Annotated in this window: 21 protein-coding genes; 8 read left to right on the top strand and 13 right to left on the bottom strand. The window is 44.0% G+C overall.

The window, feature by feature from the left end:
* Window positions 1–13 precede the first annotated feature (13 nt).
* Window positions 14–1,390, top strand: a complete 1,377-nt coding sequence (gene trkA, locus CWC29_RS16880) for a Trk system potassium transporter TrkA (protein ID WP_010604175.1) — start codon at window positions 14–16, stop codon at window positions 1,388–1,390.
* A 13-nt stretch (window positions 1,391–1,403) separates the two neighbouring features.
* Here the strand turns inward: trkA and CWC29_RS16875 are convergent, their stop codons facing one another.
* From CWC29_RS16875 to CWC29_RS16850, 6 genes are all read right to left on the bottom strand, one after another.
* A complete protein-coding gene (locus CWC29_RS16875) occupies window positions 1,404–2,087 on the bottom strand; it encodes a flagellar brake domain-containing protein (protein ID WP_138522635.1) in 684 nt (227 codons plus the stop codon).
* Between the two features lie 126 nt (window positions 2,088–2,213).
* Window positions 2,214–2,750, bottom strand: coding sequence for a hypothetical protein (locus tag CWC29_RS16870; protein ID WP_328820793.1), 537 nt, complete (start codon window positions 2,748–2,750; stop codon window positions 2,214–2,216).
* 147 nt (window positions 2,751–2,897) lie between these two features.
* A complete protein-coding gene (locus tag CWC29_RS16865) occupies window positions 2,898–4,349 on the bottom strand; it encodes a TrkH family potassium uptake protein (RefSeq protein WP_128727153.1) in 1,452 nt (483 codons plus the stop codon).
* 63 nt (window positions 4,350–4,412) lie between these two features.
* Window positions 4,413–5,030 carry a YigZ family protein gene (locus tag CWC29_RS16860; RefSeq protein ID WP_128727154.1) on the bottom strand — a complete coding sequence of 206 codons (618 nt, stop codon included), beginning with the start codon at window positions 5,028–5,030 and terminating at the stop codon, window positions 4,413–4,415.
* 67 nt (window positions 5,031–5,097) lie between these two features.
* Window positions 5,098–6,420, bottom strand: coding sequence for a Xaa-Pro dipeptidase (gene pepQ, locus CWC29_RS16855; RefSeq protein WP_128727155.1), 1,323 nt, complete (start codon window positions 6,418–6,420; stop codon window positions 5,098–5,100).
* Between the two features lie 94 nt (window positions 6,421–6,514).
* Window positions 6,515–8,404, bottom strand: a complete 1,890-nt coding sequence (locus CWC29_RS16850; RefSeq protein ID WP_128727156.1) for a transglycosylase SLT domain-containing protein — start codon at window positions 8,402–8,404, stop codon at window positions 6,515–6,517.
* Between the two features lie 281 nt (window positions 8,405–8,685).
* On the opposite strand from CWC29_RS16850, the gene fadB reads away from it, so the two are divergent.
* The 3 genes from fadB (at window position 8,686) to tusA (ending at window position 12,480) form a co-directional block, all read left to right on the top strand.
* Window positions 8,686–10,848: a fatty acid oxidation complex subunit alpha FadB gene (gene fadB, locus CWC29_RS16845; protein ID WP_138522633.1), complete on the top strand. Its 2,163-nt coding sequence runs from the start codon at window positions 8,686–8,688 to the stop codon at window positions 10,846–10,848.
* Between the two features lies 1 nt (window position 10,849).
* Complete coding sequence (gene fadA, locus CWC29_RS16840) at window positions 10,850–12,019, top strand: acetyl-CoA C-acyltransferase FadA (RefSeq protein ID WP_128727158.1); 1,170 nt, start codon at window positions 10,850–10,852, stop codon at window positions 12,017–12,019.
* Window positions 12,020–12,240: 221 nt separating this feature from the next.
* Complete coding sequence (gene tusA / locus CWC29_RS16835; protein ID WP_010376829.1) at window positions 12,241–12,480, top strand: sulfurtransferase TusA; 240 nt, start codon at window positions 12,241–12,243, stop codon at window positions 12,478–12,480.
* A 72-nt stretch (window positions 12,481–12,552) separates the two neighbouring features.
* Here the strand turns inward: tusA and CWC29_RS16830 are convergent, their stop codons facing one another.
* From CWC29_RS16830 to dnaA, 7 genes are all read right to left on the bottom strand, one after another.
* A complete protein-coding gene (locus tag CWC29_RS16830; protein ID WP_010376831.1) occupies window positions 12,553–12,999 on the bottom strand; it encodes a hypothetical protein in 447 nt (148 codons plus the stop codon).
* A gap of 71 nt (window positions 13,000–13,070) precedes the next feature.
* Window positions 13,071–15,140 (bottom strand): glycine--tRNA ligase subunit beta, encoded by a 2,070-nt coding sequence (gene glyS, locus CWC29_RS16825; RefSeq protein WP_138522631.1) that lies wholly within the window; start codon window positions 15,138–15,140, stop codon window positions 13,071–13,073.
* Window positions 15,140–16,042 carry a glycine--tRNA ligase subunit alpha gene (gene glyQ, locus CWC29_RS16820; RefSeq protein ID WP_010376835.1) on the bottom strand — a complete coding sequence of 301 codons (903 nt, stop codon included), beginning with the start codon at window positions 16,040–16,042 and terminating at the stop codon, window positions 15,140–15,142. Before glyQ ends, glyS begins: the two co-directional genes overlap by 1 nt.
* A gap of 176 nt (window positions 16,043–16,218) precedes the next feature.
* Window positions 16,219–18,636 carry a DNA topoisomerase (ATP-hydrolyzing) subunit B gene (gene gyrB, locus CWC29_RS16815; protein ID WP_128727160.1) on the bottom strand — a complete coding sequence of 806 codons (2,418 nt, stop codon included), beginning with the start codon at window positions 18,634–18,636 and terminating at the stop codon, window positions 16,219–16,221.
* Between the two features lie 12 nt (window positions 18,637–18,648).
* The gene (recF, locus tag CWC29_RS16810; protein ID WP_010604162.1) at window positions 18,649–19,737 is read right to left on the bottom strand and encodes a DNA replication/repair protein RecF; all 1,089 of its coding nucleotides are present in this window, start codon (window positions 19,735–19,737) and stop codon (window positions 18,649–18,651) included.
* A gap of 4 nt (window positions 19,738–19,741) precedes the next feature.
* Complete coding sequence (gene dnaN / locus CWC29_RS16805; protein ID WP_138522629.1) at window positions 19,742–20,845, bottom strand: DNA polymerase III subunit beta; 1,104 nt, start codon at window positions 20,843–20,845, stop codon at window positions 19,742–19,744.
* A gap of 10 nt (window positions 20,846–20,855) precedes the next feature.
* Window positions 20,856–22,256 (bottom strand): chromosomal replication initiator protein DnaA, encoded by a 1,401-nt coding sequence (gene dnaA, locus CWC29_RS16800; protein WP_138522627.1) that lies wholly within the window; start codon window positions 22,254–22,256, stop codon window positions 20,856–20,858.
* Between the two features lie 608 nt (window positions 22,257–22,864).
* Here dnaA and rpmH point away from each other — a divergent pair.
* The 4 genes from rpmH (at window position 22,865) to yidC (ending at window position 25,559) form a co-directional block, all read left to right on the top strand.
* Window positions 22,865–22,999, top strand: coding sequence for a 50S ribosomal protein L34 (rpmH, locus tag CWC29_RS16795; RefSeq protein ID WP_010376846.1), 135 nt, complete (start codon window positions 22,865–22,867; stop codon window positions 22,997–22,999).
* Window positions 23,000–23,005: 6 nt separating this feature from the next.
* The gene (gene rnpA / locus CWC29_RS16790) at window positions 23,006–23,440 is read left to right on the top strand and encodes a ribonuclease P protein component (protein ID WP_010376847.1); all 435 of its coding nucleotides are present in this window, start codon (window positions 23,006–23,008) and stop codon (window positions 23,438–23,440) included.
* Window positions 23,441–23,613: 173 nt separating this feature from the next.
* A complete protein-coding gene (gene yidD, locus CWC29_RS16785) occupies window positions 23,614–23,916 on the top strand; it encodes a membrane protein insertion efficiency factor YidD (RefSeq protein ID WP_010604158.1) in 303 nt (100 codons plus the stop codon).
* 8 nt (window positions 23,917–23,924) lie between these two features.
* A complete protein-coding gene (yidC, locus tag CWC29_RS16780) occupies window positions 23,925–25,559 on the top strand; it encodes a membrane protein insertase YidC (RefSeq protein WP_138522625.1) in 1,635 nt (544 codons plus the stop codon).
* Window positions 25,560–25,634 lie beyond the last annotated feature (75 nt).

The following is a 25,634-nucleotide window of genomic DNA, read 5'->3' as shown; positions in this document are numbered from 1 at the left end:
GACCGTAACCAATATGAAAATCATCATCTTAGGCGCCGGCCAAGTCGGCGGGACACTAGCAGAAAATCTCGTCGGTGAAGAAAATGAAATTACCGTTGTCGACATCGATGGCGAGCGCTTAAGAGAGCTGCAAGACAAATACGATCTACAGGGAGTCACTGGTCACAGTGCTCACCCTGAGATCTTGCGTCAAGCTGGTGCCGAAGATGCCGACATGATAATCGCCGTAACCAGCTCAGATGAAGTGAATATGGTTGCGTGTCAGGTCGCCTATAGTATTTTCAATACGCCGACCAAAATTGCGCGGATCCGCTCTGAGCAATACTTAAAGTACAAAGAAAAGCTGTTTCACAATGACGACCTACCTGTCGACCATTACATCGCACCGGAGCAGCTAGTAACGCAATATATTCGCAGGCTAATAGATTACCCAGGCGCTTTGCAGGTGCTGCAATTTGCCGAGGGCATGTTGTCACTCGTGGCGGTTAAAGCTTATTACGGCGGTTTACTCGTTGGCTATGCACTTTCTGCATTAAAAGAGCATATTCCAAACGTCGATACCCGCGTTGCCGCTATTTATCGTCAGGGCAAAGCCATCAAGCCACTCGGCACCACCGTAATTGAAGCTGACGATGAAGTTTTCTTTATCGCTGCGACTAAGCATATTCGAGCGGTCATGAACGAGCTACAAAAGCTTGAACGCTCTTACAAGAAAATTATGATTGCCGGTGGCGGTAACATAGGTGCGGGACTCGCCAGTTCATTAGACAAGAACCATAGCGTTAAGCTTATTGAACGCAATCAAGCTCGTGCCACACAGTTGTCTGAAACGCTCGATAATACGGTGGTTTTTTGTGGCGATGCCTCAGACCAAGAGCTGTTATCAGAAGAACATATAGAGCAAGTAGACGTGTTCATCGCAGTGACGAACGACGACGAAGCCAACATTATGGCTGCGATGCTTGCAAAGCGTATGGGCGTTCAAAAGACCATGGCGCTTATTCAACGTGGTGCCTACGTTGACCTCGTGCAAGGTGGCGACATTGATATTGCTATCTCACCACAACAAGCGACTATCTCAGCACTACTCACCCACGTTCGCCGTGGTGATATCGTTAACGTATATTCATTGCGTAAAGGGGCAGCAGAAGCCATTGAAGCTGTCGCACATGGTGATGAGAACACCTCTAAGGTTGTCGGCCGTGCAATTCGAGATATTAAATTACCACCAGGCGCGACCATTGGTGCCATTGTCCGTGATGAAGATGTACTGATCGCACATGACGATACCATTATTCTCTCAGGCGACCATGTGATTATGTTCCTGATCGATAAAAAGCAAATCGGTGTTGTGGAAAAACTCTTCCAAGTAAGCGCTTTATTTGTTTAAAGCGCCATATTCACTAAGTCTCTTGTTGATCTTGAAAAATAGACAAATCGATTAGGTAATCTTTTAATACACCACGGATTATGTCTGGAGCTGAAGTTAAGTGAATACCTAAAGAGACGATTTGATCATGGCTTTTTATGCGTCGAATATCCCCTTTAAGCGCGATCTGATTCCCTTCTTTGCCTTCAATGAAAACCTCACATTTTAGCCCCTCTTCCATATACTCGGCATCAATAGACGTTAAATCTAACTGTAACCCAGCAAGTGAAATGTCTTTTATCACACCAACATCTTTGCTGCCGTGGCAGTGAAACTTTGCGGGGATTAAGGTTGGTATCCTATTTTGCGAACGGAGTTTATAGGTTTGTACTTTTTCGGGTAGATAAAGAAAAATAAGCCGCGCGGGATGGACTGAAACCGCTTTGATTTGCGATTTGAATGCAATAACTTGGCCATCACTATTTTCGAGCAAAGCTCGAACAATAACCGACGTCCCTTCCATCACATAGTCCAGCGCCGCGCCTAATCGCTTAGGGTTGGGATGGTTAAGAATTAAAAACGCCCCTTGGAGCATACCGACATATTCTGTTTTTATTCTTTTGCTATTTGCCGGTAAGCAAATTTCCAAATCAACAATACTTCCTGCGCTGATTGCGGTGAGCAAAGCTTCTTGCCCAACCTCCTGAGTTTTTAACATGGCTCCAACCCTTCCTGAGTGCACTCTACTACTTTTTTATTGTAGCAGTTTTGGTGGAAGGCCATTTAAAACTGAATTAAGGTTAATTACAACTCTGCGCCTCTCAGTAATGCTAAAAAGTGATCATCATTTTATTAAAAAATGACTTCTTAACATTATTGCACCGTCTCTTAACGTCATCATTCTACTCTGTATTTCAAGTGAGCTCTGCGCCATGGCAAGCTCTTCACCCTCAATAAACAACATCATAGGTTCGCTGTTTCGCTTAGCAACAAACAATATACCCGAGACATCATGTTTAAATAAGCAACCAGTACCTTCAGCTTCTAGGCAATCAACAATTGCCGGTATTTGGCGCTTTTGCCATAGCTCATTTTCTGAGATCACCTTCACAATAAATCGCGCACCGCTTTCACAGCCAATGTGATGAAACAAGTCATAGGATTGTGCACCACTATCTATGGTTGGTTGATTGACTCGCAAATACCCAACTTCTTCGATCAAGCTGTTCAGCTGCATTACGCTTTGCTCTATAAGCTGCGCGCCGAAGCCCAGCTCATGGCTAGCAGCAAATCCTTTAATCACTTTAAACCCTTTATCTGAAAAGCGTGTGGCAAGCAAGGTAGTCACCTCCAAGTTAAATCGTTGTAAAAATACTGACACTTGAAAACCCCGAAAATCCGAGTTTTTGAAATTTTTATTAACTTTTTCTTTGCGAAGTTCAAAAATAAGATGACAATTCGTCACACTCAGAGAAGAGGGCTTTGCGCATGGGCTTTCAGCAACGTAAGCCCACTCGATTTGGCGTGGTTAACCACGCCAGAAGGTAGGAGTAAATAGCACTAACAATGTGAAGATTTCTAAACGACCAAAGACCATAGCCAAAGTAAGGATCCACTTTGCAGCATCGCTAATATCGCCATAGTGCGCCGCAACATCTCCTAATCCGGGACCTAAGTTATTTAGGCAAGCCGCAGTTGCTGAAAATGCAGTAATGTTATCAAGCCCAGTCCCCAGTAATGCAATCATAATAATCACAAATACTAGTGCATAGGCTGAGAAAAACCCCCACACCGCTTCGACTACTTTGTCTGGTAGTGCCTTCCGGCCCAGCTTTATCGAGTAAATAGCGCGTGGGTGCACTAAACGATTCAGCTCACGGATCCCCTGTAAATAGAGCAAAAATACGCGTACAACCTTCATCCCCCCACCTGTAGAGCCAGCACAGCCACCAATGAAACTTGAGAAAATCAAGAGAATAGGTAAAAACAATGGCCACGTTGAGAAGCTATCGGTGGCAAAACCTGCTGTAGTGCTAATTGAAACAGCCTGAAACATCGCTTGATCTAAGGTCTCATCACCCGTTTCATAAACATTGTTTGAAGACAGTACCGCAAAACAAATTACCACCAACGCTAGTTGGATAAACAGAAAGACTTTAAACTCAGGATCTCGCAAATAAGCTTTAATATTACGGCTCGATACCGCAGCATAATGTAGCGAAAAGTTAATGGCAGCAATCAATAAAAAGACGACACAAATGACATTGATAAGTGGATTATCAAAGTAGCCCATAGAAGCATCATAAGTCGAGAAGCCACCGATGGCTATCGTGGCAAACGCATGGCAAATAGCATCAAACCAATTCATTCCCGCTATCCAGTAAGCCACTGTACAAGCCGCCGTTAGCGACACATAGATATACCAAAGGTGCTTGGCGGTATCAGCAATGCGCGGTGTCATCTTCGAATCTTTAACGGGACCTGGTGTCTCAGCACGATATAACTGCATACCACCAACCCCAAGCATTGGGAGAACGGCTACAGCCAAGACGATGATCCCCATACCACCGAGCCACTGCAACTGTTGGCGATAGAACAATACCGCTTTGGGTAAGTGTTCTATACCCGTCAATACCGTAGCCCCTGTCGTTGTCAGCCCAGAAAAAGCTTCAAAAACGGCATCTGCGAGGGATAGATTCGGCTTATCTAGGAAAATGAGCGGCAATGATGCAAACGACCCCAGTACCAGCCAGAATAAGACAACGATTAAGAACCCCTCTCTGGCTTTAAGATCACCGTTTTCCTTGCGATTTGGGTAGTACGCAAACAGACCCATTAGCACACTAAAGATGAAAGCTAAAACAAAAGGTACACCACCACCATCTTTGTATATCAAAGATACAATGGCTGGTGGCACCATAGTGATACTAAATAGAGCGACTAACTGCCCGAGTATTTTTATTATGGTACGAAATTGCATTTTGTACGCTGCGCTTTTTGTTATTTAACCAGAGGTTAATGAGTGAATGTAAAGAAGTAGAGCCTACTCCTTGAGTTCCTTAAATAATACAACACCATTAGTTAATTCATAAATAGCATCAATGATTTGTTGTGTTTCACGACTATCTACTGCTATTTGCCAAGTAATATTAGCAGCGTATTCTTTATCTAAATTTAGCACTGTAAACTGACTTTGTAATAGCTGCTCTATCACACCCTGAAGATGGTAATCACTCTGACCAACAATGATAGAAGCCGGTACTTTTTTAGTCGTACTTAGCTGTGCTAGCGCGTTGTTAAGCGTGCCCCCATAGGCTCTGACTAACCCCCCAGTGCCAAGTTTTATACCGCCAAAATAACGCGTCGTCACCGCTGTGATCTCACCAATTCCAGATCCCATCAGTACATTTAGCATAGGCTTACCCGCTGTGCCATTGGGCTCACCATCATCAGAAAACCCTAATACATGACTGCCACCTGGAGCTCCAGCAATATGTGCCCAGCAATTGTGTCTTGCATCAGGATACGCATCATTAATCTGTTTTATGAACGCTTTTGCATCTTCGATGGTTGGCGTATGGGCCAAATGTACGATAAACGTACTTTTCTTAATTTCCTCGTGATGGCTTATAGACTCACTCGGAATGAAGTATTCAGACATAATGTTCCAAACTAAAAGGGAGCCAATCGGCCCCCAAATATACTTGTTTTCAGCGCTAGAAATTAGCTTACTCGAGACCGAAGTCTCGCGTCATGTTTTCTAATCTATCTTCATGCACAATGATATTATCTTCAATACGGATACCACCGTAAGGCTTCAGTGCATCAATCTTATCCCAATTGATATACTGCTTGTTATCTGTTTGCGCCAAGTCTTCTAGCAATGAATCAATGAAATATAACCCAGGCTCAATAGTGAACACCTGATTAGCCTCTATCTTACGAGTACAGCGCAAAAACGGGTGGCCTTCTGGTGGTGCTTGGTGCGTACCAGCTTCATCAGCCATAAATCCGCCCATATCGTGTACCTGCAGGCCAATATGATGGCCAAGACCATGAGGGAAGAAAGTGGAAGTAATCCCCTTCTCGACGATAGCCTGAGCATTAAGCTTAACAATACCAAAGTCACTCAGCACTTGCGCCACGCGATTGTGACAATCGATATGCAGCTCCCCGTACAGTTTGCCCGGTTGCAATGCTTTGCCTAACTCTATTTGGTGATCGTTCATGACTTTCACCAATTCGGCAAACTCACCTTGCTTAGCGAAATCATAAGTACGGGTAATATCTGACGCATAACCGTTAAAGTTTGCACCAGCATCAATTAAAAATGATAAGTGCTTGCTAGGCGCTTTACGCTCAAAATGGGTATAGTGCAAAATCGCACAATTTTCATTCAGGGCAACAATATTGCCGTATGGCGTATCGTTTTCCATATGCTGAGTCGCATTTAGATAAGCTTGTTGAATTTCAAACTCGGAGCCACCAGCAAAAAAGGCATCGCGCGCCGCCGTGTGACCAAGCACACCTAGACGGCTTGCTTCACGTAAACATGCCATTTCATACTGAGTTTTATATGCACGATGATAATGCAAGAAGTTCATCACCGGCTCTGGATTCACTTGAGTAAAGCCAAGTGCTTGTGCAACTTCTAAATATTCACCGATATAGGCATAGTTTGCTTTGTCGTACGGTAGTAACTGTTCAACCTGATCTGGCTTAACCAGCAGTTGAATATCAAAATATTCTGCCCAAAAATCTCTTGGCTCGTCAGGCACTTTATGCCAAAAATCAACCGGGCGATAAAAAATGAGTTTCGGCTTGTCACTACCATTGACCACAATCCAGCAGTGCGGGTTATCGATAACAGGCAACCAAGCTTTAAATTGCGGGTTAACTTTAAACGGATAGTACATATCATCAAGGAATTGGCGCTTTGCTTGCCCCGAGTGGATCACAAGTCCATCCAGCCCTTCTCTATCTACTATCGTTCTTGTACGCTGTTGCAACGTGGCAATATGCTCTGCGTATAAATTTGCTAACTTATCCATGGTGTACCCATTTTCAAAAATTCACATACTTTCGAGTCTATCATAGCTGTTACCTAAAAACGACGAACTGAGTCTAAGCACCAGCCATGTGCGGTCATTTCACAATTTTCATATCCAAGATGCTTGCCAATATATTACCATCACGACCAAGGCGAGTATGGTAAACCTGTCGATATGCCATCACATTTTTCACGTAGTCTCGTGTTTCTCTGTACGGGATCAGCTCAATCCAAAGCTCAGCAGGCATGGCCTCTGAAGGCAGCCAACGCTTAATTCTATGATAGCCCGCGTTGTACGACGCTGTCGCCAAAATCTCATTTCCGGCATTCTTACGCTTCAAGTATTCTAAATAACTAGTCCCCAAGCGAATGTTTGTGGCCGGATGATAGAGGCGATTTTTTGCCACCCGTTTGCGGTTGTTGACATATTTGGCGGTGCTTGGCAGCAGCTGCATTAAACCGTGGGCATTCGCACTCGAGCGTGCATCTGGTGCGAAAGAGCTTTCTCGGCGAGCAACCGCGATACTCCATGCGACATCGACTCGATTACGCTCACTATATTTAGTGAACAGATCTTTAAACGCCATCGGGAAACGCAAATCAACATAGTCCCATGCTTTGATCTGTGCAAGGGTAAAAATAGTGCTGTCATACCAATCAAACTCTGCAGCCAATATGGATGCAGCAAGCTTTTCTTCTTTGCTTGAGGTGTTAGTAAGGTAGTTCCACTCTCGGCGTGCTTGAGTATATCTTTCCAGCTCGTATAAAGCCTTTGCCCGCTTGAAGCCTGGCGCATGGGATACCCGTTCTACAATGCTAGGTTCAACATTTAACGGCGCTTCATTCAGTGAGACTGGTAATCCTAAACGTGCAGCAGCCAAAAAGCCGTAGTAATCACGCTCTTGTGCTAATTGCTGCCAAATCTCATTAGCTTTGGCCAACTCGCCACGCTTCGCGAGGCTATATGCAAGCCAGTATTGTTGACCATTACTAAGCTGCTCGTGACCCACGAATAAGGCCGAAATCCCTTCCCAATCTTGCTCTTTCAGCATGTTACTCATCAGCCACTGTAATAGCTTTTTGTCCTGCAACGATTTAGGCACTTTATTGAGCCAAAATCGTGCGTCTTCATGGCCTTTAGACGCAAGCGCCAGAGCAAAGCGATAAGCAACGCTATCCTTTTGCTGCTGAGTAAAGGTAAACATGTCCAGCATCTTCTGCCATGCACGCAGCGCTAAATCGGGGTCACGCCAAATCAGGCGCCTTACGCCATATACCGCTATTTCGGCTTCTTTTTCGGTGCGTTTACTAAAGCGATAAAGCCCAGCAGCCGCACTCGGATCTTGGCGAACCTTTTTATAAAGCTCGGCAAGATAAGCTTCATTTTTTGGTAATAGCTTCTCAAGATAATCTAGCAATGACGCTTGACCGGATTGCGCGGCATTAGTAATTCGCTGCCAGACACGCTCGGGCGTCCTATACCCTGCTTTTTGCCATTGTTTAAAAAGACCATCACAAGCTCTGGGCTGAGACTTTCCCACCGTCCAAATATCTGTCACCTGATCAAGAATCGCTTTTTTGGGGGCGCCCAAATCCAGCTGATACGCCAAATACGTACACTTGAGTTCAACATCACTGGTTTCACGATAAAACTCAATGAATCGTGCTTTCTTTTTATACCGCTTTAAATAATCGAGCCAAGCTGAGCGTACAGGCCATTCTAATGGAGTGTGCTCGTATACCGTTAAAAAATGCTGAATTTCCTGCTGGTACTTGAGCTTAGGATGACGCTTGTAAAACGCCATTTCAACATATGGCTTAAGTGGGTGATCGAGCTGCGCTACCGCAGCTTTAAAATTACTATAATTACCAGACCAAGCGATACGCTCAGCCTCTTTAAATTCGTCGAGAGTGCTGTCGGCTGCACAGAGCCAGCTCACCATACACAAGCTGCCCGCAGCTAAGCGGCGTAACCAATATGTCATGCAAACCCTTTTTTATTTGCCAAAAGAATACACACCTAAATTGAAATACAGCCAAATTATGCTTATCTAAAGATGGCGCTGAAGACCAAAAGCTCGGCCTGTCACTCGCGAGCACGCTCATAAATGACACTAAATGCGAGGTGTGTTAAGCCACCATAGCAAACCGACTCAGGTATTTCAGTAAATGTGCGGTAAATTTTTCATTGCAATTTGCCGCCAAAGGATCCACACTGATTGAAATTACAACTCATCGTACCAGTGTAAAGCACGGGAGAACATGTATGTTAATCAAACGCGAGTCCTTTGTAGTTGATTTTTGCAAAGGCAATATCGCTGAGTTTAAGTTTTGCCTACCAGGCTCAGTAAATAAACTATCTCAGCAAGTACTTAAGGAAAGCCACGAAGCGCTTATCGAATTGAGCCAGCGCGATGACATCGAAGGCTTAATTTTTACCAGTGACAAAGACCACTTTATTGTTGGCGCTGATATTTTCGAATTCCTTCCGACTTTCCAACGCCCAGAAGAAGAACTTGTTGGTTGGATTAAAAGCGCAACCGATGTCTTCGACGCAATAGAAGATTTACCTTTCCCTACACTATCTGCAGTAAATGGCCTTGCGCTTGGCGGTGGCTGCGAGTGGTTGCTCGCCACGGACTACCGTATAGCAACTGACAACGCAAAAATTGGCCTACCAGAAGTTAAGCTTGGCATTATGCCAGGCTTTGGTGGTACCGTAAGACTTCCTCGCTTAATCGGCGCTGACAACGCAATGACGTGGATCACCACAGGCCAAGAAAACCGAGCGAATGATGCGCTAAAAGTGGGTGCGGTTGACGGTGTAGTGCCTGCTGACAAACTCATGGTTGCCGCTATTCGTACCTTAGAGCAAGCTATTGCAGGTAAATTGGATTGGCGCGCAAAACGCCAAGTTAAGCTTGACCCATTGAAAATGAACCGTGTTGAGCAAGGCATGAGCTTTGGTATGGCAGAAGGCATGGTAATGGCAAAAACCAAGGGCCATTACCCAGCACCAATGATGGCGGTACAAACGCTTAAAGCAGCAGCTAACCTTAGTCGCAGCGAAGCGATGGCACTCGAAAATCAAAACTTTGCTAAGCTTGCCAAAACGGCAGAAGCCGCAGCACAAACTGGTATTTTCTTAGCGGATCAATACATCAAAACGGTTGCCAAGAAGCAAGCGAAGCAAAGCAACACCGAGATTAAGCAAGCGGCTGTGCTAGGTGCTGGAATTATGGGTGGCGGTATCGCTTACCAATCAGCCTACAAAGGCACACCAATCGTCATGAAAGACATCCAGCAAGGTGCCCTAGACCTTGGTATGGGTGAGGCTGCAAAACTACTTGGTAAGAAAGTACAGCGCGGCCACATGTCGATGGATAAAATGATTGCCACTTTAGGTAAAATCAAACCAACGCTTAACGACCAAGATTTACAAGGCTCAGATATTATTGTTGAAGCCGTTGTTGAGAATCCAAAGATCAAAAAATCGGTCTTGGCGAGTCTTGAATCGCAACTGCCTGAGGGCACAATTCTAACATCAAACACATCGACTATTCGTATTGATGAGTTAGCAACCGCACTTGAGAAGCCAGAAAACTTCTGTGGTATGCACTTCTTTAACCCAGTGCCAAAAATGCCATTGGTAGAAATCATTCGCGGCGAACAAACATCGGATGAAACCGTTGCCGCAGTGGTAGATTATGCCTTAAAGCTTGGCAAGTCTCCTATCGTTGTTAACGATTGCCCAGGTTTCTTCGTGAACCGTGTTCTATTCCCTTACTTTGCAGGCTTCAGCCAACTTGTTGTAGAAGGTGCTGACTTCGCAAAAGTAGATAAGGTGATGGAAAATGTCTTCGGCTGGCCAATGGGCCCTGCGTACCTACTAGACGTAGTGGGTATTGATACGGCAAACCATTGTACTGGCGTAATGGCTGATGGCTTCCCTACTCGTATGGCACGTAAAGACAAAGATCCTGTCGCTGTACTTGCGGCTGCCGAACGCTTTGGTCAGAAAAACCAAAAAGGCTTCTACCAATACGCACCAGATCGCAAAGGTCGTCTGAAGAAGAGCAAAGACGACAGCGCGCTTGAGTTGCTGAGCAGCATTTGTGACGCACCCACTGAATTTGATAAACAAACGATTATTGAGCGTTGTATGGTGCCAATGATCAATGAAGTATTACTGTGTCTACAAGAAAACATTGTTGCTTCACCGCAAGAAGCAGACATGGCACTGATCTACGGTATTGGCTTCCCTCCATTCAGAGGTGGTGCATTCCGCTATCTAGACCAAATTGGCCTTGCAAACTTTGTAGCAATGGCTGACAAGTACGCTCACCTTGGTGAAATTTATCAAGTTTCTGAGCAAACTAGACAGTGGGCAGATGAAGGTAAAGTGTTCTATCAAGTGGAGGGCCAGTAACATGGAAAACGCGGTAATCGTAGATTGTATTCGTACCCCAATGGGCCGTTCAAAAGGCGGTGTATTTAAGCATAAACGTGCCGAAGACCTCAGCGCACACTTGATGAAGGGCCTACTTGAGCGTAACCCTCAAGTAGCACCAGACTCAATTGACGACATTTACTGGGGCTGTGTACAGCAAACGTTAGAGCAAGGCTTTAACGTTGGCCGTAACGCTGCACTATTGGCAGGTATCCCTCATACTGTACCTGCGGTAACGGTTAACCGTCTATGCGGTTCATCAATGCAAGCATTACATGACGCAGCTCGCGCTATCATGACAGGTGCTGGTGACACTTACCTTATCGGTGGTGTTGAGCACATGGGTCACGTACCAATGACACATGGTAATGACTTTCACCCAGGCCTTGCGACATCAGTTGCACAAGCTGCTGGTGTGATGGGGTTAACGGCTGAGTACCTAGCGTTAATGCACGGTATCAGTCGTGAGCAGCAAGATGAATTTGCCGTACGTTCACACCAGCGTGCACATGCCGCAACCCTTGAAGGGCGTTTTGCAAAAGAAATCCTACCAATGGAAGGTCATGATGCCGATGGCACGCCAGTGCTTGTCGAGCATGACGAAGTTATCCGTCCAGAGACAAGCCTAGAAGGTCTAGGACAGCTACGTCCTGTATTTAACCCAGCATCGGGTACGGTAACTGCTGGTACCTCTTCAGCGCTGTCTGACGGTGCTTCTGCTATGTTGGTCATGAGCGAGTCTAAAGCAAGAGAACTCGGTCTTCCAATTCGTGCTCGTGTTAAATCAATGGCAGTCGCAGGTTGCGATCCTTCCATCATGGGTTACGGTCCAGTCCCAGCATCACAAAAAGCTTTGAAGCAAGCGGGCATTACTATTGATGATATTGATGTTGCTGAACTAAACGAAGCCTTTGCAGCACAATCACTACCAGTGCTAAAAGACCTTGGTCTACTAGACAAGGTAGATGAGAAAGTAAACCTCAACGGTGGTGCAATTGCACTCGGCCACCCACTTGGTTGCTCAGGTTCACGTATTAGCACAACGCTTATCAACTTAATGGAAGAGAAAGGCGCGAAGTACGGCCTTGCAACTATGTGTATTGGTTTAGGCCAAGGCATCGCTACCGTATTCGAGCGCGTAGATAACTAATTCCAACCAGCTGGTACTGGGCTCTTTAAGACAATACCAGCGCACAACTTCAACTTGGTGACCAAGGCAAAACGGCACAGCTGTTTTGCCTTTTTTATTACCTGCATTTACCTCACCTCGGTTGGCTAAGACTTGAGTTATCCAAACTTGAGCTTACTTACAACATACGGTTAAAATAGCAGTTTTCCTAACTAACAACGTAACGAACAAGGCCACCCACAATGAGTTTTGATAATACCGACCATACCTTAGATGCAGTAGGCTTACGTTGTCCGGAACCGGTAATGATGATTAGAGGCATGGTGAGAAGGATGAACTTAGGTGAGACGTTGTTAGTTATCGCAGATGATCCCTCAACGACAAGAGACATTCCGAGCTTCTGTGAATTTATGGATCACACTTTGGTAGCCAAAGCAGTGGCTGAATCTCCCTACAAATATGTGATTAAGAAAGGTCAGTGATCTCCTCTTTAACACTATTTGTATTTGAACTCATGAGTCATAGACAATAAAAAAGCGGCATCTGCCGCTTTTTTAAGATTTTACAATCACCACCTTTGGTGAGCGAGGATTACGATAATCTAAGCGGATTTCGTACCAACCTTTTTTACTTGGCTTGAAACTAAAGTAGTTATACACCGTGTTACAATCCGCGACCAGCGGTTGTCCTAGCGTTAACTGCCCTTCACTCTTATAGCCACAGTTGTAGCCTTCACTCCACTGCTCATCAGCAATTTTAAATTCATACACCTTACCTGGGCTCATGAATCTTGCTTTTGTTGCGTAGATCCCCGGTTGTGTTTCTTCAAGGCGATACTGAGGTTCGGCATCCCACAGAGTGAAGTCACCGCGTAAATACATTGTCTTATCCAACTCGCCTGCAACAACCGGTGAAGTTGACGTTGTTGGCAATTGGAAGTTACTACTACAAGCGGTAAGTGCTAATAGCGCAATCGCCATTGCCCCTTGTTTTTTAATCATAGCTAGACAGCCTTTTACTTGCTTTTACCAATCAGCAAAAAGCCAGCAGTTGCTGGCTTTTGTATCAGCAATTAATTTTGTAACACTGAAATATCTGCAGTATTAAGGAATAGCTTACTCAACTGACTAAGTAGTGCTAAACGATTGGCTTTAACCGCTTCATCGTCCGCCATTACCATAACGTTATCAAAGAAGTTATCTACTGCTTCACGTAGACTCGCTAAACGCGTCAGTGCAGTTTGATAATCACCTTCAGCATAAACAGGTGCAAGCTCAGCAGTTAACGCAGCAACTTGTGCAGCCAATGTTTGCTCAGCTTCTTCTTGCAGGAGTGAGCTCTCCACCGCAGCTTCTGAGGCGACGTTATTCTTCGCTAGAATGTTGTTTACACGCTTATTGGCAGCGGCTAACGCCTCAGCTTCCGTCAACGTTCTAAAGTGACTAACCGCTTTTACTCGGCGATCAAAATCAACTGGGCTCGTTGGACGTCTTGCAAGTACTGCTTGGATCACATCTACGCTGATACCTTCATCTTGGTACCAGGCACGGAAACGACCTAACATAAACTCAACCACTTCATCGGCAACATTTGCATTGCTTAGCTTATTACCGAATAACGTCATTGCTTTGGCAACGATATCCTGAATGTCTAATGGCAGTTCTTTTTCTACCATAATACGCAATGCGCCGATGGCAGCACGGCGAAGTGCAAACGGGTCTTTATCGCCTTTTGGTGTCTGGCCGATACCAAAAATGCCAACCAGAGTATCAAACTTATCCGCAAGCGCCACAGCAAAACTGATTGGGTTAGACGGTAAATTATCACCCGCAAAACGCGGCATATATTGCTCATTTTGTGCTAGTGCAACTTCTTCCGCTTCACCATCAATACGCGCGTAATGCATACCCATCACGCCCTGAACGTCAGTAAACTCCATGACCATTTCAGTCATAAGATCCGTTTTACTTAGCAAACCTGCACGCTCTGCTAGCGCCTTATCAGCACCAAGCAGCTCCGCAATAAAACCTGCGAGTGCCGAAATACGCTCTGACTTGTCTTTTAGTGTGCCAAGCTGCTTCTGAAATAACACTGAATCAAGTGACTCAAGACGGCTTTCCAGCGTTTTCTTCTTATCCGTTTCAAAGAAGAACTGAGCATCTGCCAGACGCGGGCGAACCACTTTCTCGTTACCCGAGATCACCACGCTCGGATCTTTACTTTCAATGTTAGAAACAAACAAGAACTTGTTGATCAAGTTGCCTTGCTTATCTAACAGTGGAAAGTACTTTTGGTCGTCTTTCATGGTGTAGATAAGTGCTTCATCTGGCACTTGCAAGAAGGCTTCTTCAAAAGAAGCAACTAAAGTGACTGGCCACTCGACTAGCGATGTAACTTCTTCAAGAAGGTCTTCATCCATCGCGACTTGCGCGCCGAGCTTTTCAGCTTCAGCTTCAATTTGGCCTCGAATTAACGCTTTACGTGCTTCGTAATCCGCAATAACGTATGCACCTTTTAGCACTACATGACTATCATCCGCATGTTCAACACGAACACGCTCAGGGTGATGGAATCGATGTCCCTGCAGCTCATTGCTGATAGCTTTACCTAGCACTTCACCTTCAACTTGTTGACTACCAAGTAGTGCAGCCACGGTATGTACTGGACGGATAAATTGCGTCTTGTTCGCACCCCAGCGCATCGGCTTTGGAATAGGTAACTTAGCCAGTGCTTTATTGATCACATCGCTTAGTAACGCTAAGGTCTGTTGCCCCTCTACTTTCGCTTTGTGTAGCAGCCAAGTGCCTTTATCAGTTTCTAAACGCTCAGCATCATTAATATCAATACCACAACCACGAGCCCAACCTAGCGCCGCTTTAGTCGCGTTACCATCGGCGTCAAATGCTGCCTGAATAGCTGGACCACGTTTTTCGACTACTTTGTCGGCCTGTTGCGTTTGTAATGCTTTAACTTGAATACCTAAGCGACGAGGTGATGCATACCAGCTCACGCCTTCATGATTAAGCTCTAATGCTTCAAGTTCTTGCCTAGTATTTTCTGCGAATGACTCAGCAAGGTTGCGTAACGCCTTTGGTGGTAGCTCTTCAGTACCAATTTCTACGAGTAAGTTTTCAGTCGACATTATTTATCCTTACAAAGCGGGAAGCCAAGTGCTTCACGTGCATCATAGTAAGCCTGTGCACAGGCTTTTGATAAAGCACGAACTCTTAATATATAGCGCTGACGCTCAGTTACTGAGATAGCGTGACGTGCGTCTAACAGGTTAAATGCATGAGATGCCTTCATTACCTGCTCATAAGCTGGTAGAGGAAGCCCTGCTTCGATTAGCTTTTCGCTTTCTTTTTCACACTGGTCAAACTGCTTGAACAATGCCTCTACATCCGCATATTCAAAGTTATATGTCGACTGTTCTATCTCGTTTTGCATGAACACGTCACCATAAGTTACGCGTCCCATTGGACCATCTGTCCAAACGAGATCATAAATGCTATCTACACCTTGTATATACATTGCAAGGCGCTCTAAACCATAAGTAATTTCACCCGTTACCGGTGAACATTCAATACCGCCAACTTGCTGGAAGTAGGTAAACTGAGTCACTTCCATGCCATTCAACCATACTTCCCAACCTAATCCCCAAGCACCTAGCGTTGGTGATTCCCAGTTGTCTTCAACAAAACGTACTTCGTGCGTCAATGTATCAATGCCCAGCGCTTCTAGAGAGCCGAGGTAGAGTTCCTGAATATTCTCAGGCGATGGCTTCAATACAACTTGGAATTGGTAGTAATGCTGAAGACGGTTAGGGTTTTCACCATAGCGACCATCTGTCGGGCGGCGACAAGGTTGTACGTATGCGCTCGACATTGGCTCAGGACCAATGGACTTAAGGAAGGTCATCGGGTGGAATGTACCCGCACCAACTTCCATATCTAAAGGTTGAGCTACAACACAGCCTTGCTGCGCCCAGTAATCCTGTAAAGCCAGGATCAAACCTTGGAAGGTTTTGATATCGTATTTTTGCATAGTTGGCTTATTTTTATCTGGTACTTATCGTATGTAAACGCCTTCAGTAATTTGGCGCCCACGCTAGATTCAATGATTGAAAATTATGCTCAGTATACCGCGAGCGCAGAAGGGTTTTAAGCTTTAAAGCATAAAAAAAGGAGGGAAAATCCCTCCTTTTTACTAGATGTTTGAGTTTACACGTCTAAGTTAACAACTCTCAGTGCATTTGTTTCGATAAACTCTCGACGAGGTTCAACTTGGTCCCCCATCAAGGTTGCAAACAATTGGTCTGCAGCAATGGCATCTTCAATGGTCACACGTAGCATACGACGAGCATCTGGATCCATCGTTGTTTCCCAAAGTTGGTCAGGGTTCATCTCACCCAATCCTTTATAGCGTTGTGTATACAAGCCGCGCTTAGACTCTGAGATAAGCCATTCAAGACCAGTCTCAAAGTATTCGATTGCTTGAGTCTTCTCACCACGCTGTACGTAACCGCCTTCGCTGATCAAACTACCAATTTGACGACCAGTGTTCGCAATGCGGACATAATCTTTAGATGTAATAAAGTCGAAGTTCAAAGTATGCGCTTTATCAACACCGTGCTGACGAATATTGATCACTGGATAATACATGTGGCGCTCTTCATCAAATGCCACTTCCGCGTTAAAGATAGTAGCATCTTCGTCTTTCTTCACAAGATCAGCTACAAGGCTTTCTGTCCATGCTGTTACTTTTGCTTCATCAGATAAATCAGCCTCTGTCAGCTCAGGCTGATAAAGCAAACGGTTCATGATTGAAGACGGGTACTTACGCTTTAAACGTTCAATGATATCTATCGTATTTTGATAATCATGCACTAAGTTTTCTAACTTGTTACCAGAAATTGGCTCAGCACCTTCTGCTGGGTATAACGCAGCATCGTTAAGTGCCAATGTTGTTAGGTATGAAGTTAGTGCATTATCATCTTTAATATAGCGCTCTTGCTTACCTTTCTTCACTTTGTATAGTGGTGGCTGAGCAATATAGACATAACCGCGTTCGATGATTTCTGGCATTTGACGATAGAAGAAAGTCAGTAGCAGCGTACGGATGTGTGAGCCATCCACGTCCGCATCGGTCATGATGATGATGCGGTGATATCTTAGCTTTTCAGGGTTATATTCATCACGGCCAATACCACAGCCTAATGCAGTAATTAGTGTTGCCACTTCCTGAGAAGAAAGCATCTTATCAAAGCGTGCTTTTTCTACGTTCAGGATTTTACCTTTAAGAGGCAAGATAGCTTGGTTCTTACGATTACGACCTTGCTTAGCAGAACCACCCGCCGAGTCACCCTCCACTATATATAGTTCAGAAAGTGCAGGATCTCGTTCCTGGCAGTCAGCGAGTTTACCCGGTAGACCGGCTAAATCCATGACCCCTTTACGACGAGTCATTTCACGTGCTTTACGTGCAGCTTCACGCGCGCGCGCCGCATCAACGATTTTATTTACAACGGTTTTCGCATCGCCTGGGTTTTCAAGCAAAAATTCAGTTAGCTTTTCAGCCATCATTTGCTCAACAGCCCCTTTCACTTCGCTAGAGACGAGCTTGTCTTTTGTCTGTGAAGAGAACTTAGGGTCAGGAACTTTAACACTAACAACAGCGGTCAAACCTTCACGGGCATCGTCACCCGTAGCACTGGTTTTATACTTTTTATTAAAGCCTTCTTTTTCCATGTAGGTGTTAAGCGTACGTGTAAGCGCTGCACGGAAACCTGCTAAGTGAGTACCACCATCGCGTTGAGGGATGTTATTCGTAAAACAGTAGATGTTTTCTTGGAATCCATCATTCCATTGCATAGAGACTTCTACGCTAATGCCATCGTCACGTTCCGTCGAAAAGTGGAAAACATTTTGATGAACTGGTGTCTTCTTACGATTTAGATACGCAACGAATGCTTGAATACCGCCTTCGTATTTGAAGTGATCTTGTTTATTCTCTTCGCGCTCATCACTCAAAATGATGCTCACACCAGAGTTAAGGAAAGATAGTTCACGTAGGCGCTTGGCTAGAATATCGTAGTGGAAATTTGTATCTGAGAAAGTTTCAGCACTTGGCCAGAATCTTAATTCAGTACCAGTAGATTCAGCTTCACCGATAACACCTAGCGGCGCATCTGGAACACCCATAGTGTATTTTTGCTGATGCACTTTGCCATCACGGCGGATTGTTAATTGTAGTTTTTCAGAAAGTGCATTTACAACAGAAACACCTACACCGTGCAAACCGCCAGATACTTTATATGAGTTATCATCAAATTTACCACCGGCATGTAGTACAGTCATGATAACTTCCGCCGCAGAAACCCCTTCTTCTTCGTGAATTGAAGTTGGGATACCACGACCATTATCTCGAACAGATACAGAGCCATCGGTATGAATTGTTACGAAAATATCGTCACAATATCCTGCTAGTGCTTCGTCGATTGAGTTATCAACGACCTCAAACACCATGTGATGTAAACCAGTACCATCGTCTGTGTCACCGATATACATTCCCGGACGCTTTCTTACAGCATCCAATCCTTTAAGTACTTTAATACTCGACGAATCGTAATTTTCCGACATGGTTTCTTCCAATTATTTTGTTATTAAGCTGCCATGTTCCACGTGGAACATTTTAATTTCACGTTCCATTGGTTCAATAACGGCGGCAATACTTTCTGGAGTGATAGCAGTGATAAACAGCTGTGACTGACATTGCGCCAACAGACGCGATACCGCCACCTTAGTATCTTCACTAAGCTCCGAAGGTAAATCGTCAATAAGCAGAATTGACTGCTTATTACTCTCTTGGTCAATCAAACTGTTTTGCATTACTTTAAGTGCATACAGTAATAACTTGAGTTGGCCACGAGAAAAAATATGTTCTACGCTGTTTCCTTGAGTATAAAAGTTAAAGTCAGCCTTATGCGGCCCTTTACTTGTATAGCCAAGTTTTACATCTCGCTCTAACTGATTCGTTAATACCTCAGCTAGTTCCCCCTTCCAGCCCGCTTGAAAGCGAATTTCAAGGCCTTTAAATATAGGGCTTATATCCCCTATCTTATCAAAAAAATGCGTCTGAAACCTACCTATATAAGCCTCTCTAAACATATTTATTTGCTCAGCAAGGCGTACAAACTCCTTATCCCAATAACTTAGCTGGGATTGGAGATCTCTCGGTTTAGATTTCAATAAAGCATTACGTTGCTTGAGCACCTGATTGAACATTTTCCATGTGGAATAGAACTGATGTTCCACGTGGAACACACCTAAATCAAGAAACTTACGACGCTCTTTTGGACCACCAAAAAACAGCTCATAGCTTTCTGGTGTAATAACTTGAACAGGTAAAACCTGTGCCAATTCTGCCACTTTCCGACTTGCCTGCCCCTGAATTCGAAGCTTAGTTTCACCACTGGTATATTTACTAATACCAAGCGGTATAGACAAGTTATGTAGTTGTTTTTTAGCATGAACAACGCAATGAGAAGCTTCATGCTTGATCATTAATTTTTGCAGATTGGTACGGAAAGATTTACCACTGGAGAGAAAGTAAATGGCTTCAAGCAGACTGGTTTTACCGCTACCATTTTCACCGAGAATGACATTAACGGCATTACTAGGTGAAAGCGCCATCGCCTCAATGTTTCGAAACGCATTGAGGCTAAGGTGAGTTAAACTCATAAATCTATAAACGCATCGGCATAACTACATACATTGCATGTTCGTCACCAGCGGCTTCAATAAGCGCACTGCTGTTTGCATCAGAAAGCGTAAATTGCACATCTTCAGACTTTATTGTATTTAACACATCTAATAAGTAAGAAACGTTAAAACCTACTTCAAGATCATCGCCTTGATAACCTACCTCAACAATTTCTTCTGCTTGCTCCTGCTCTGGGTTATTGGCACTAATTTTCAATTGCCCACTACTCAGATTCAATCGCACGCCACGAAACTTCTCGTTAGAAAGAATAGATACGCGCTGAAATGCACTACGTAGCCAATCGCGGTTTGCGGTAACCAACTTGTCCCCGCCACGAGGTAATACGCGACGATAATCAGGGAATCGACCATCCACCAGCTTACTCGTAAAAGTAAATTCGCTGTCGATGATACGCACATGATTAGCGCCAAATTGAATGGTGATAGTTTCATCATCCGCAGGCAGTAAGCGCATGATCTCTTGCACGCCCTTACGAGGAATGATCAATTGACGCTGCGTTTGCAATGACTCAGGTAATTTTTGCTGCGCAATTGCCAAACGGTGACCATCAGTGGCTACCGTTTTAATTTCATTATTATCTACTTCGAACGACATACCATTTAAATAGTAACGTACGTCTTGGTTAGCCATAGAGAAATGCGTTGCTTCTAGTAATTTTCTCAGCTCTAAACGCGTTATGGCAAACTCAACCTCACCGTCCCACTCTTCAAGATTAGGGAAATCTTCGGCTGCTAAGGTTGTCAATGAAAAGCGACTTTGACCGCTAGTCAGTAAAAGTTGATGCTCCTGACTACTCAGCACTAAATCAGAGTTATCAGGCAAGCTCTTACAAATATCTAGAAGCTTTTTCGCCGGCAAAGTGATCTTGGCGTCTGGCACATTTGTTTCAAGGGCAACAGATGCAACAAGCTCTATCTCTAAATCTGTACCTGTCATATGTAATGCGCCATTTTTCACTTCTAGCAATACATTAGACAAAATAGGTAGTGTATGTTTGCGCTCAATGGCACCCGACACCTGTACCAGTGGCTTTAAAAATAGTTCTCTTGGAATCGTTATTTGCATCATTTAACCCTTAAGAAGACAGCGTTCTAATTAAGTTTTGATAATCTTCTTTTACCTCATGACTTTCATCACGAAGTGCTTTTACTTTTCTACACGCGTGTAACACGGTGGTATGGTCGCGGCCACCAAATGCATCACCTATTTCTGGTAAGCTGTGGTTTGTCAGTTCTTTAGACAATGCCATGGCAACTTGTCTTGGTCTTGCAACTGAACGGCTACGACGTTTTGACAATAAGTCAGAAACACGAATTCGATAATATTCCGCTACGGTGCGCTGGATATTATCGATGGTAACGAGTTTGTCCTGTAGCGCTAGTAAGTCACGTAGCGCCTCTTTAACAAAGTCGATAGAAATTGGACGACCAGTGAAGTTGGCATTAGCTATCACGCGGTTTAACGCACCTTCTAACTCTCGCACATTTGAGCGTAATTTCTTAGCGATAAAAAAGGCAACTTCGTGTGGCAAGTTAATATTACTTTGCTGCGCTTTCTTCATTAAAATAGCAACGCGAGTCTCTAATTCTGGTGGCTCAATAGCAATAGTTAACCCCCAACCAAAGCGCGACTTCAGTCGGTCCTCAACCCCTTCTATTTCTTTAGGGTAACGGTCAGAAGTTAGAATAATTTGTTGGTTGCCTTCAAGCAGCGCATTAAAAGTATGGAAGAATTCTTCTTGCGAACGCTCTTTGTTTGCAAAGAATTGGATATCATCAATCATCAATGCATCAACGCTGCGGTAGTAACGCTTAAATTCTTCAATGGCATTATTTTGTAGTGCTTTAACCATGTCCTGAACAAAACGCTCTGAATGCATATAAACAATTTTTGCATCCGGTTTTTGTTCAATGATGCCATTACCTACGGCGTGTAACAGGTGCGTCTTACCCAAACCTGTACCACCATAAATAAATACGGGGTTGAATGCAGAACCTGGATTATCAGCAACTTGTGTTGCAGCAGCTTTAGCCAGCTGGTTAGATTTACCTTCTACAAAGTTATCAAAGGTATAATTCTCTTTGATATTAGACTTGTGCGAAGATTTAGGAGCCGGCTCAACTTTTTCTGCCATTTTTGGCTGAGTGCCTTGCAGCATAGACACGTTATCCGCTGCATGACCTACACTTGCAGCCTTTTCGCTGGATACACTGGGTTGTGCAGCCAACACAGGTTTGCTACCTACATCAAAGCGTAGTTCTGGCGCTTCATCACCACAGATCTCAATCAGTAGTTCATTGATGCGGTGGAGATACTTTTCCCGTACCCAATCTAATACGAAACGATTTGGCGCATAGATAGTTAGCGTATCATCAGTACTTTCTGCCTGTAGTGGTCTAACCCACATGCTAAATTGCTGAGATGGCAATTCATCTTGCAAAACATATAAACAACTTTGCCAAACCGACAGATACACTCTGAACTCCAATAGGTTTTGATTCCCGGGAATAAAAAATAGAGCATTCAGATCTAGAATAGTCAGATCTAAATGAAAGGATCGCCGGAAATGCTTAGTTTTTATTACAAAATCACTGGTGGAAGCGGGGTATTATGAAGTGATCTTATCCACAAGTTCAATATTGACATTTAGAAAAAGCAAGATCTCACCCTAGTAAAAAAATAAACACATGAAATTTAAAGGTTTTTATTTTTTACCCACAAGTAAGATCATAGCAAAAAACTCTCCCGATCTCACCCCAAAATTAAGATCAAATTTAGTTTTCCAGAGCTTTTCCTATTCTTACTAAATGCTATAATGCCGCCCATCGGATCAGATCTATGCAGATCGATTTCGTATTGATCCTACTTTATGTAGATCGTCTATGTTTGCTCGATAGCTTTGCCAAGTTTTGTCTATATAAAGGATATAGAACCTCTCGCTGTGGATTATTTAGTCACCGAGAACAGATTTTGATTGACTTTAGACGCGCTCAGCTTTAATATCTCGCGCTCGCAATGGCACCTGTGCCAGGATCGCGACCTGCATAGGATGTTTTAACTTTTAACCGATCGGATGGAATTGTTATGAAAAGAACTTTTCAACCTAGCGTACTTAAGCGCAAGCGCACTCACGGTTTCCGTGCTCGCATGGCGACTAAGAACGGTCGTAAAGTATTAGCACGTCGTCGTGCTAAAGGCCGTAAAGTACTTTCTGCTTAATATTTAGTGGAAGACTTTAGCTTTAGCAGGGAGTTACGTCTGTTAACTCCCTCGCATTACTCCCGCATATTTCAAGAGCCAGCTCGCGCTGCTACGCCTTATTTTACTCTACTTGCAAAACCAAATGATGTTGGTCATCCAAGACTCGGTTTAACTGTAGCTAAAAAACGCTGCAAAAAAGCATGTCAACGAAACCGTATCAAACGACTTGCCCGAGAAAGCTTTCGATTAAATCGCCATAAACTTGATAATATCGATATTGTGCTGATGGTCAAAACTGGTGTTGACGAGCAATCTAATGAAGAGCTAACTAAACAGCTCACTAAAATGTGGCGCAAAATAAATGAACGTTGTAAGCCTGGTGCACCTAAACCACCTTTTAAGCCAAAGCCTCAGCACAAACGTTCAAAAAATCCTCAAGCTAACGCGAAAAAACAATAATCTGCTTTAGCCTTTCCTTTTTACGACGCATTTACCCTTGCTAGCATAGTAATTTTACGCCAATTAAGGTAAGGTTAGCTCACCTTTTAATCAGCTATATCAATGGAAAAATAGTCTGTTTTTGCCTACCTGGGTTGAAGCAGTAAATTGAGGAAATTGATATCTACAAAGCCATGAATTCAACTTCAGGGCGTAGCAAGATCAGAAATCAGTTCAAAGCAGTTTGTTCGCTTCCCAAGCACCTGCTTATATTGCTGATCCGCGGTTATCAACAATGGATTAGCCCCCTACTAGGGCCTCATTGTCGCTTTAACCCGACCTGTTCTAGTTATGCAATTCAAGCAATTAATTTACATGGAATTGCAAAAGGGAGTTGGTTAGCGGTTAAACGCATATTAAAATGTCACCCTTTGAGCGCAGGTGGAGATGATCCTGTACCTGTGAAGTCGACTAAAGTTAAACAACACGAGAAATAAGAGCTGTTATGGAATCGCAACGCACGTTTTTATTTATCGGTTTGTTGCTGGTTTCGTTCCTACTGTTCCAAGAGTGGACACAAGAACAAAACCAACCACAAGCTGATACCAGTGCCGTCACACAACAAGTGGCGAACTCAACCCCAACAGAAGAGCAAGCTGATGTACCAGCATCAAGCCAATCCGATGTCCCAGTTGTAGCAACTCAGGCAACACGTTCTGTCATTAGTATCACTACCGATGTATTTGCGGTAAAGATTGATACCAAGGGCGGTGACATCGTTGAAGCCAACTTACTACAACACGCAGAAACCCATGGCAGCGACACGCCTTTCATGTTACTTGGTGAATTTGAAGGCAAACAGTATGTTTCACAGAGTGGTTTAATTGGTTTAAACGGCCCAGATGCAAACAAAGCTGGTCGCCCAGTATACGAGTCTGCACAACAGCAATATGAGCTTAATGGCGATACATTACGTGTACCACTAACTTTTACTGATGAGAAAGGCGTACAGTACACAAAGACCTATATATTTAAAGCAGGCAAATATGACGTTGACTTAGAATATCAGGTTAACAACACCACCTCATCACCTGTTCAAGTACAACTGTACACACAAATCAAACGTACACGCCAAGATAAAGGCAGCATGGTTGATCAGACCTACTTAGGCGCAGCCTATGGTACCGCTGAAGAACCTTATGAGAAATACAGCTTCTCTGATATGGCGGATGCAAACCTAAATAAAAATACCCAAGGCGGCTATGTTGCTTTCTTACAGCACTACTTCGTCAGTGCATGGGTGCCAGATCAGCAAACCAATAATACGATTTATACCGCGCTTAGAAATGGTAATGGTATTGTTGGTATGAAGAGCGAGCCAACTAATGTTCAAGCAAATAGCACGGCAACTATCCATGCGGTGTACTATATGGGTCCTAAAGACACAGAAGCGCTTGAGGCAATTCAAGAAGATCTAGATCTCACTGTAGACTACGGCTGGTTATGGTTTATTTCACAACCGCTACTGACATTGCTTAAGTTCCTTTACGGTATTTTAGGTAACTGGGGTCTGGCAATTATTGCTATCACTTTGATTGTGAAAACGGCGCTATACCCACTAACTAAAGCGCAATACACCTCAATGGCTAAGATGCGCATGCTACAGCCTAAGATGCAGGCACTAAAAGAGCGTTATGGCGATGACCGCCAGAAGTTCGGCCAAGCGATGATGGAAATGTACCGTAAGGAAAAAGTGAACCCAATGGGTGGCTGTTTCCCACTATTACTACAAATGCCAATCTTCCTAGCCTTGTTCTACGTATTCCTTGAATCAACAGAACTACGTCATGCTGAGTTTATGTTGTGGCTAACGGATCTTTCAGCTATGGACCCGTATTACGTACTACCTGTGCTTTTTGGTGCAAGTATGTTCCTAACACAAAAACTACAGCCAATGACGGTTACAGACCCAATGCAACAAAAGATGATGACTTACATGCCAGTCGTGTTCTCAATCTTCTTTATTTGGTTCCCATCTGGTCTGGTACTTTACTGGTTGGTTTCAAACCTTATCTCTATCGCTCAGATGCTTATCATCTACCGTGGCATGGAGAAAAAAGGCATGAAAGTACGCGGTTAATTCTGACGTAATATACTAAGAAAAACGGCTCTCCTCTGAGCCGTTTTTTGATCTTGCCGCTCTCACTATTGATAC

The organism is Pseudoalteromonas galatheae, assembly GCF_005886105.2.
GTDB lineage: Bacteria > Pseudomonadota > Gammaproteobacteria > Enterobacterales > Alteromonadaceae > Pseudoalteromonas > Pseudoalteromonas galatheae.
This window is presented reverse-complemented; position numbering and strand designations above follow the sequence as displayed.

Bases quoted from the DNA above. Each gene is read 5' to 3' on its own strand.
- trkA (WP_010604175.1), top strand. From the start codon at position 14: ATGAAAATCATCATCTTAGGCGCCGGCCAAGTCGGCGGGACACTAGCA.
- CWC29_RS16875 (WP_138522635.1), bottom strand. From the start codon at position 2,087: ATGTTAAAAACTCAGGAGGTTGGGCAAGAAGCTTTGCTCACCGCAATC.
- CWC29_RS16865 (WP_128727153.1), bottom strand. From the start codon at position 4,349: ATGCAATTTCGTACCATAATAAAAATACTCGGGCAGTTAGTCGCTCTA.
- CWC29_RS16860 (WP_128727154.1), bottom strand. From the start codon at position 5,030: ATGTCTGAATACTTCATTCCGAGTGAGTCTATAAGCCATCACGAGGAA.
- pepQ (WP_128727155.1), bottom strand. From the start codon at position 6,420: ATGGATAAGTTAGCAAATTTATACGCAGAGCATATTGCCACGTTGCAA.
- CWC29_RS16850 (WP_128727156.1), bottom strand. From the start codon at position 8,404: ATGACATATTGGTTACGCCGCTTAGCTGCGGGCAGCTTGTGTATGGTG.
- fadB (WP_138522633.1), top strand. From the start codon at position 8,686: ATGTTAATCAAACGCGAGTCCTTTGTAGTTGATTTTTGCAAAGGCAAT.
- fadA (WP_128727158.1), top strand. From the start codon at position 10,850: ATGGAAAACGCGGTAATCGTAGATTGTATTCGTACCCCAATGGGCCGT.
- tusA (WP_010376829.1), top strand. From the start codon at position 12,241: ATGAGTTTTGATAATACCGACCATACCTTAGATGCAGTAGGCTTACGT.
- CWC29_RS16830 (WP_010376831.1), bottom strand. From the start codon at position 12,999: ATGATTAAAAAACAAGGGGCAATGGCGATTGCGCTATTAGCACTTACC.
- glyS (WP_138522631.1), bottom strand. From the start codon at position 15,140: ATGTCGACTGAAAACTTACTCGTAGAAATTGGTACTGAAGAGCTACCA.
- glyQ (WP_010376835.1), bottom strand. From the start codon at position 16,042: ATGCAAAAATACGATATCAAAACCTTCCAAGGTTTGATCCTGGCTTTA.
- gyrB (WP_128727160.1), bottom strand. From the start codon at position 18,636: ATGTCGGAAAATTACGATTCGTCGAGTATTAAAGTACTTAAAGGATTG.
- recF (WP_010604162.1), bottom strand. From the start codon at position 19,737: ATGAGTTTAACTCACCTTAGCCTCAATGCGTTTCGAAACATTGAGGCG.
- dnaN (WP_138522629.1), bottom strand. From the start codon at position 20,845: ATGCAAATAACGATTCCAAGAGAACTATTTTTAAAGCCACTGGTACAG.
- rpmH (WP_010376846.1), top strand. From the start codon at position 22,865: ATGAAAAGAACTTTTCAACCTAGCGTACTTAAGCGCAAGCGCACTCAC.
- yidD (WP_010604158.1), top strand. From the start codon at position 23,614: ATGAATTCAACTTCAGGGCGTAGCAAGATCAGAAATCAGTTCAAAGCA.
- yidC (WP_138522625.1), top strand. From the start codon at position 23,925: ATGGAATCGCAACGCACGTTTTTATTTATCGGTTTGTTGCTGGTTTCG.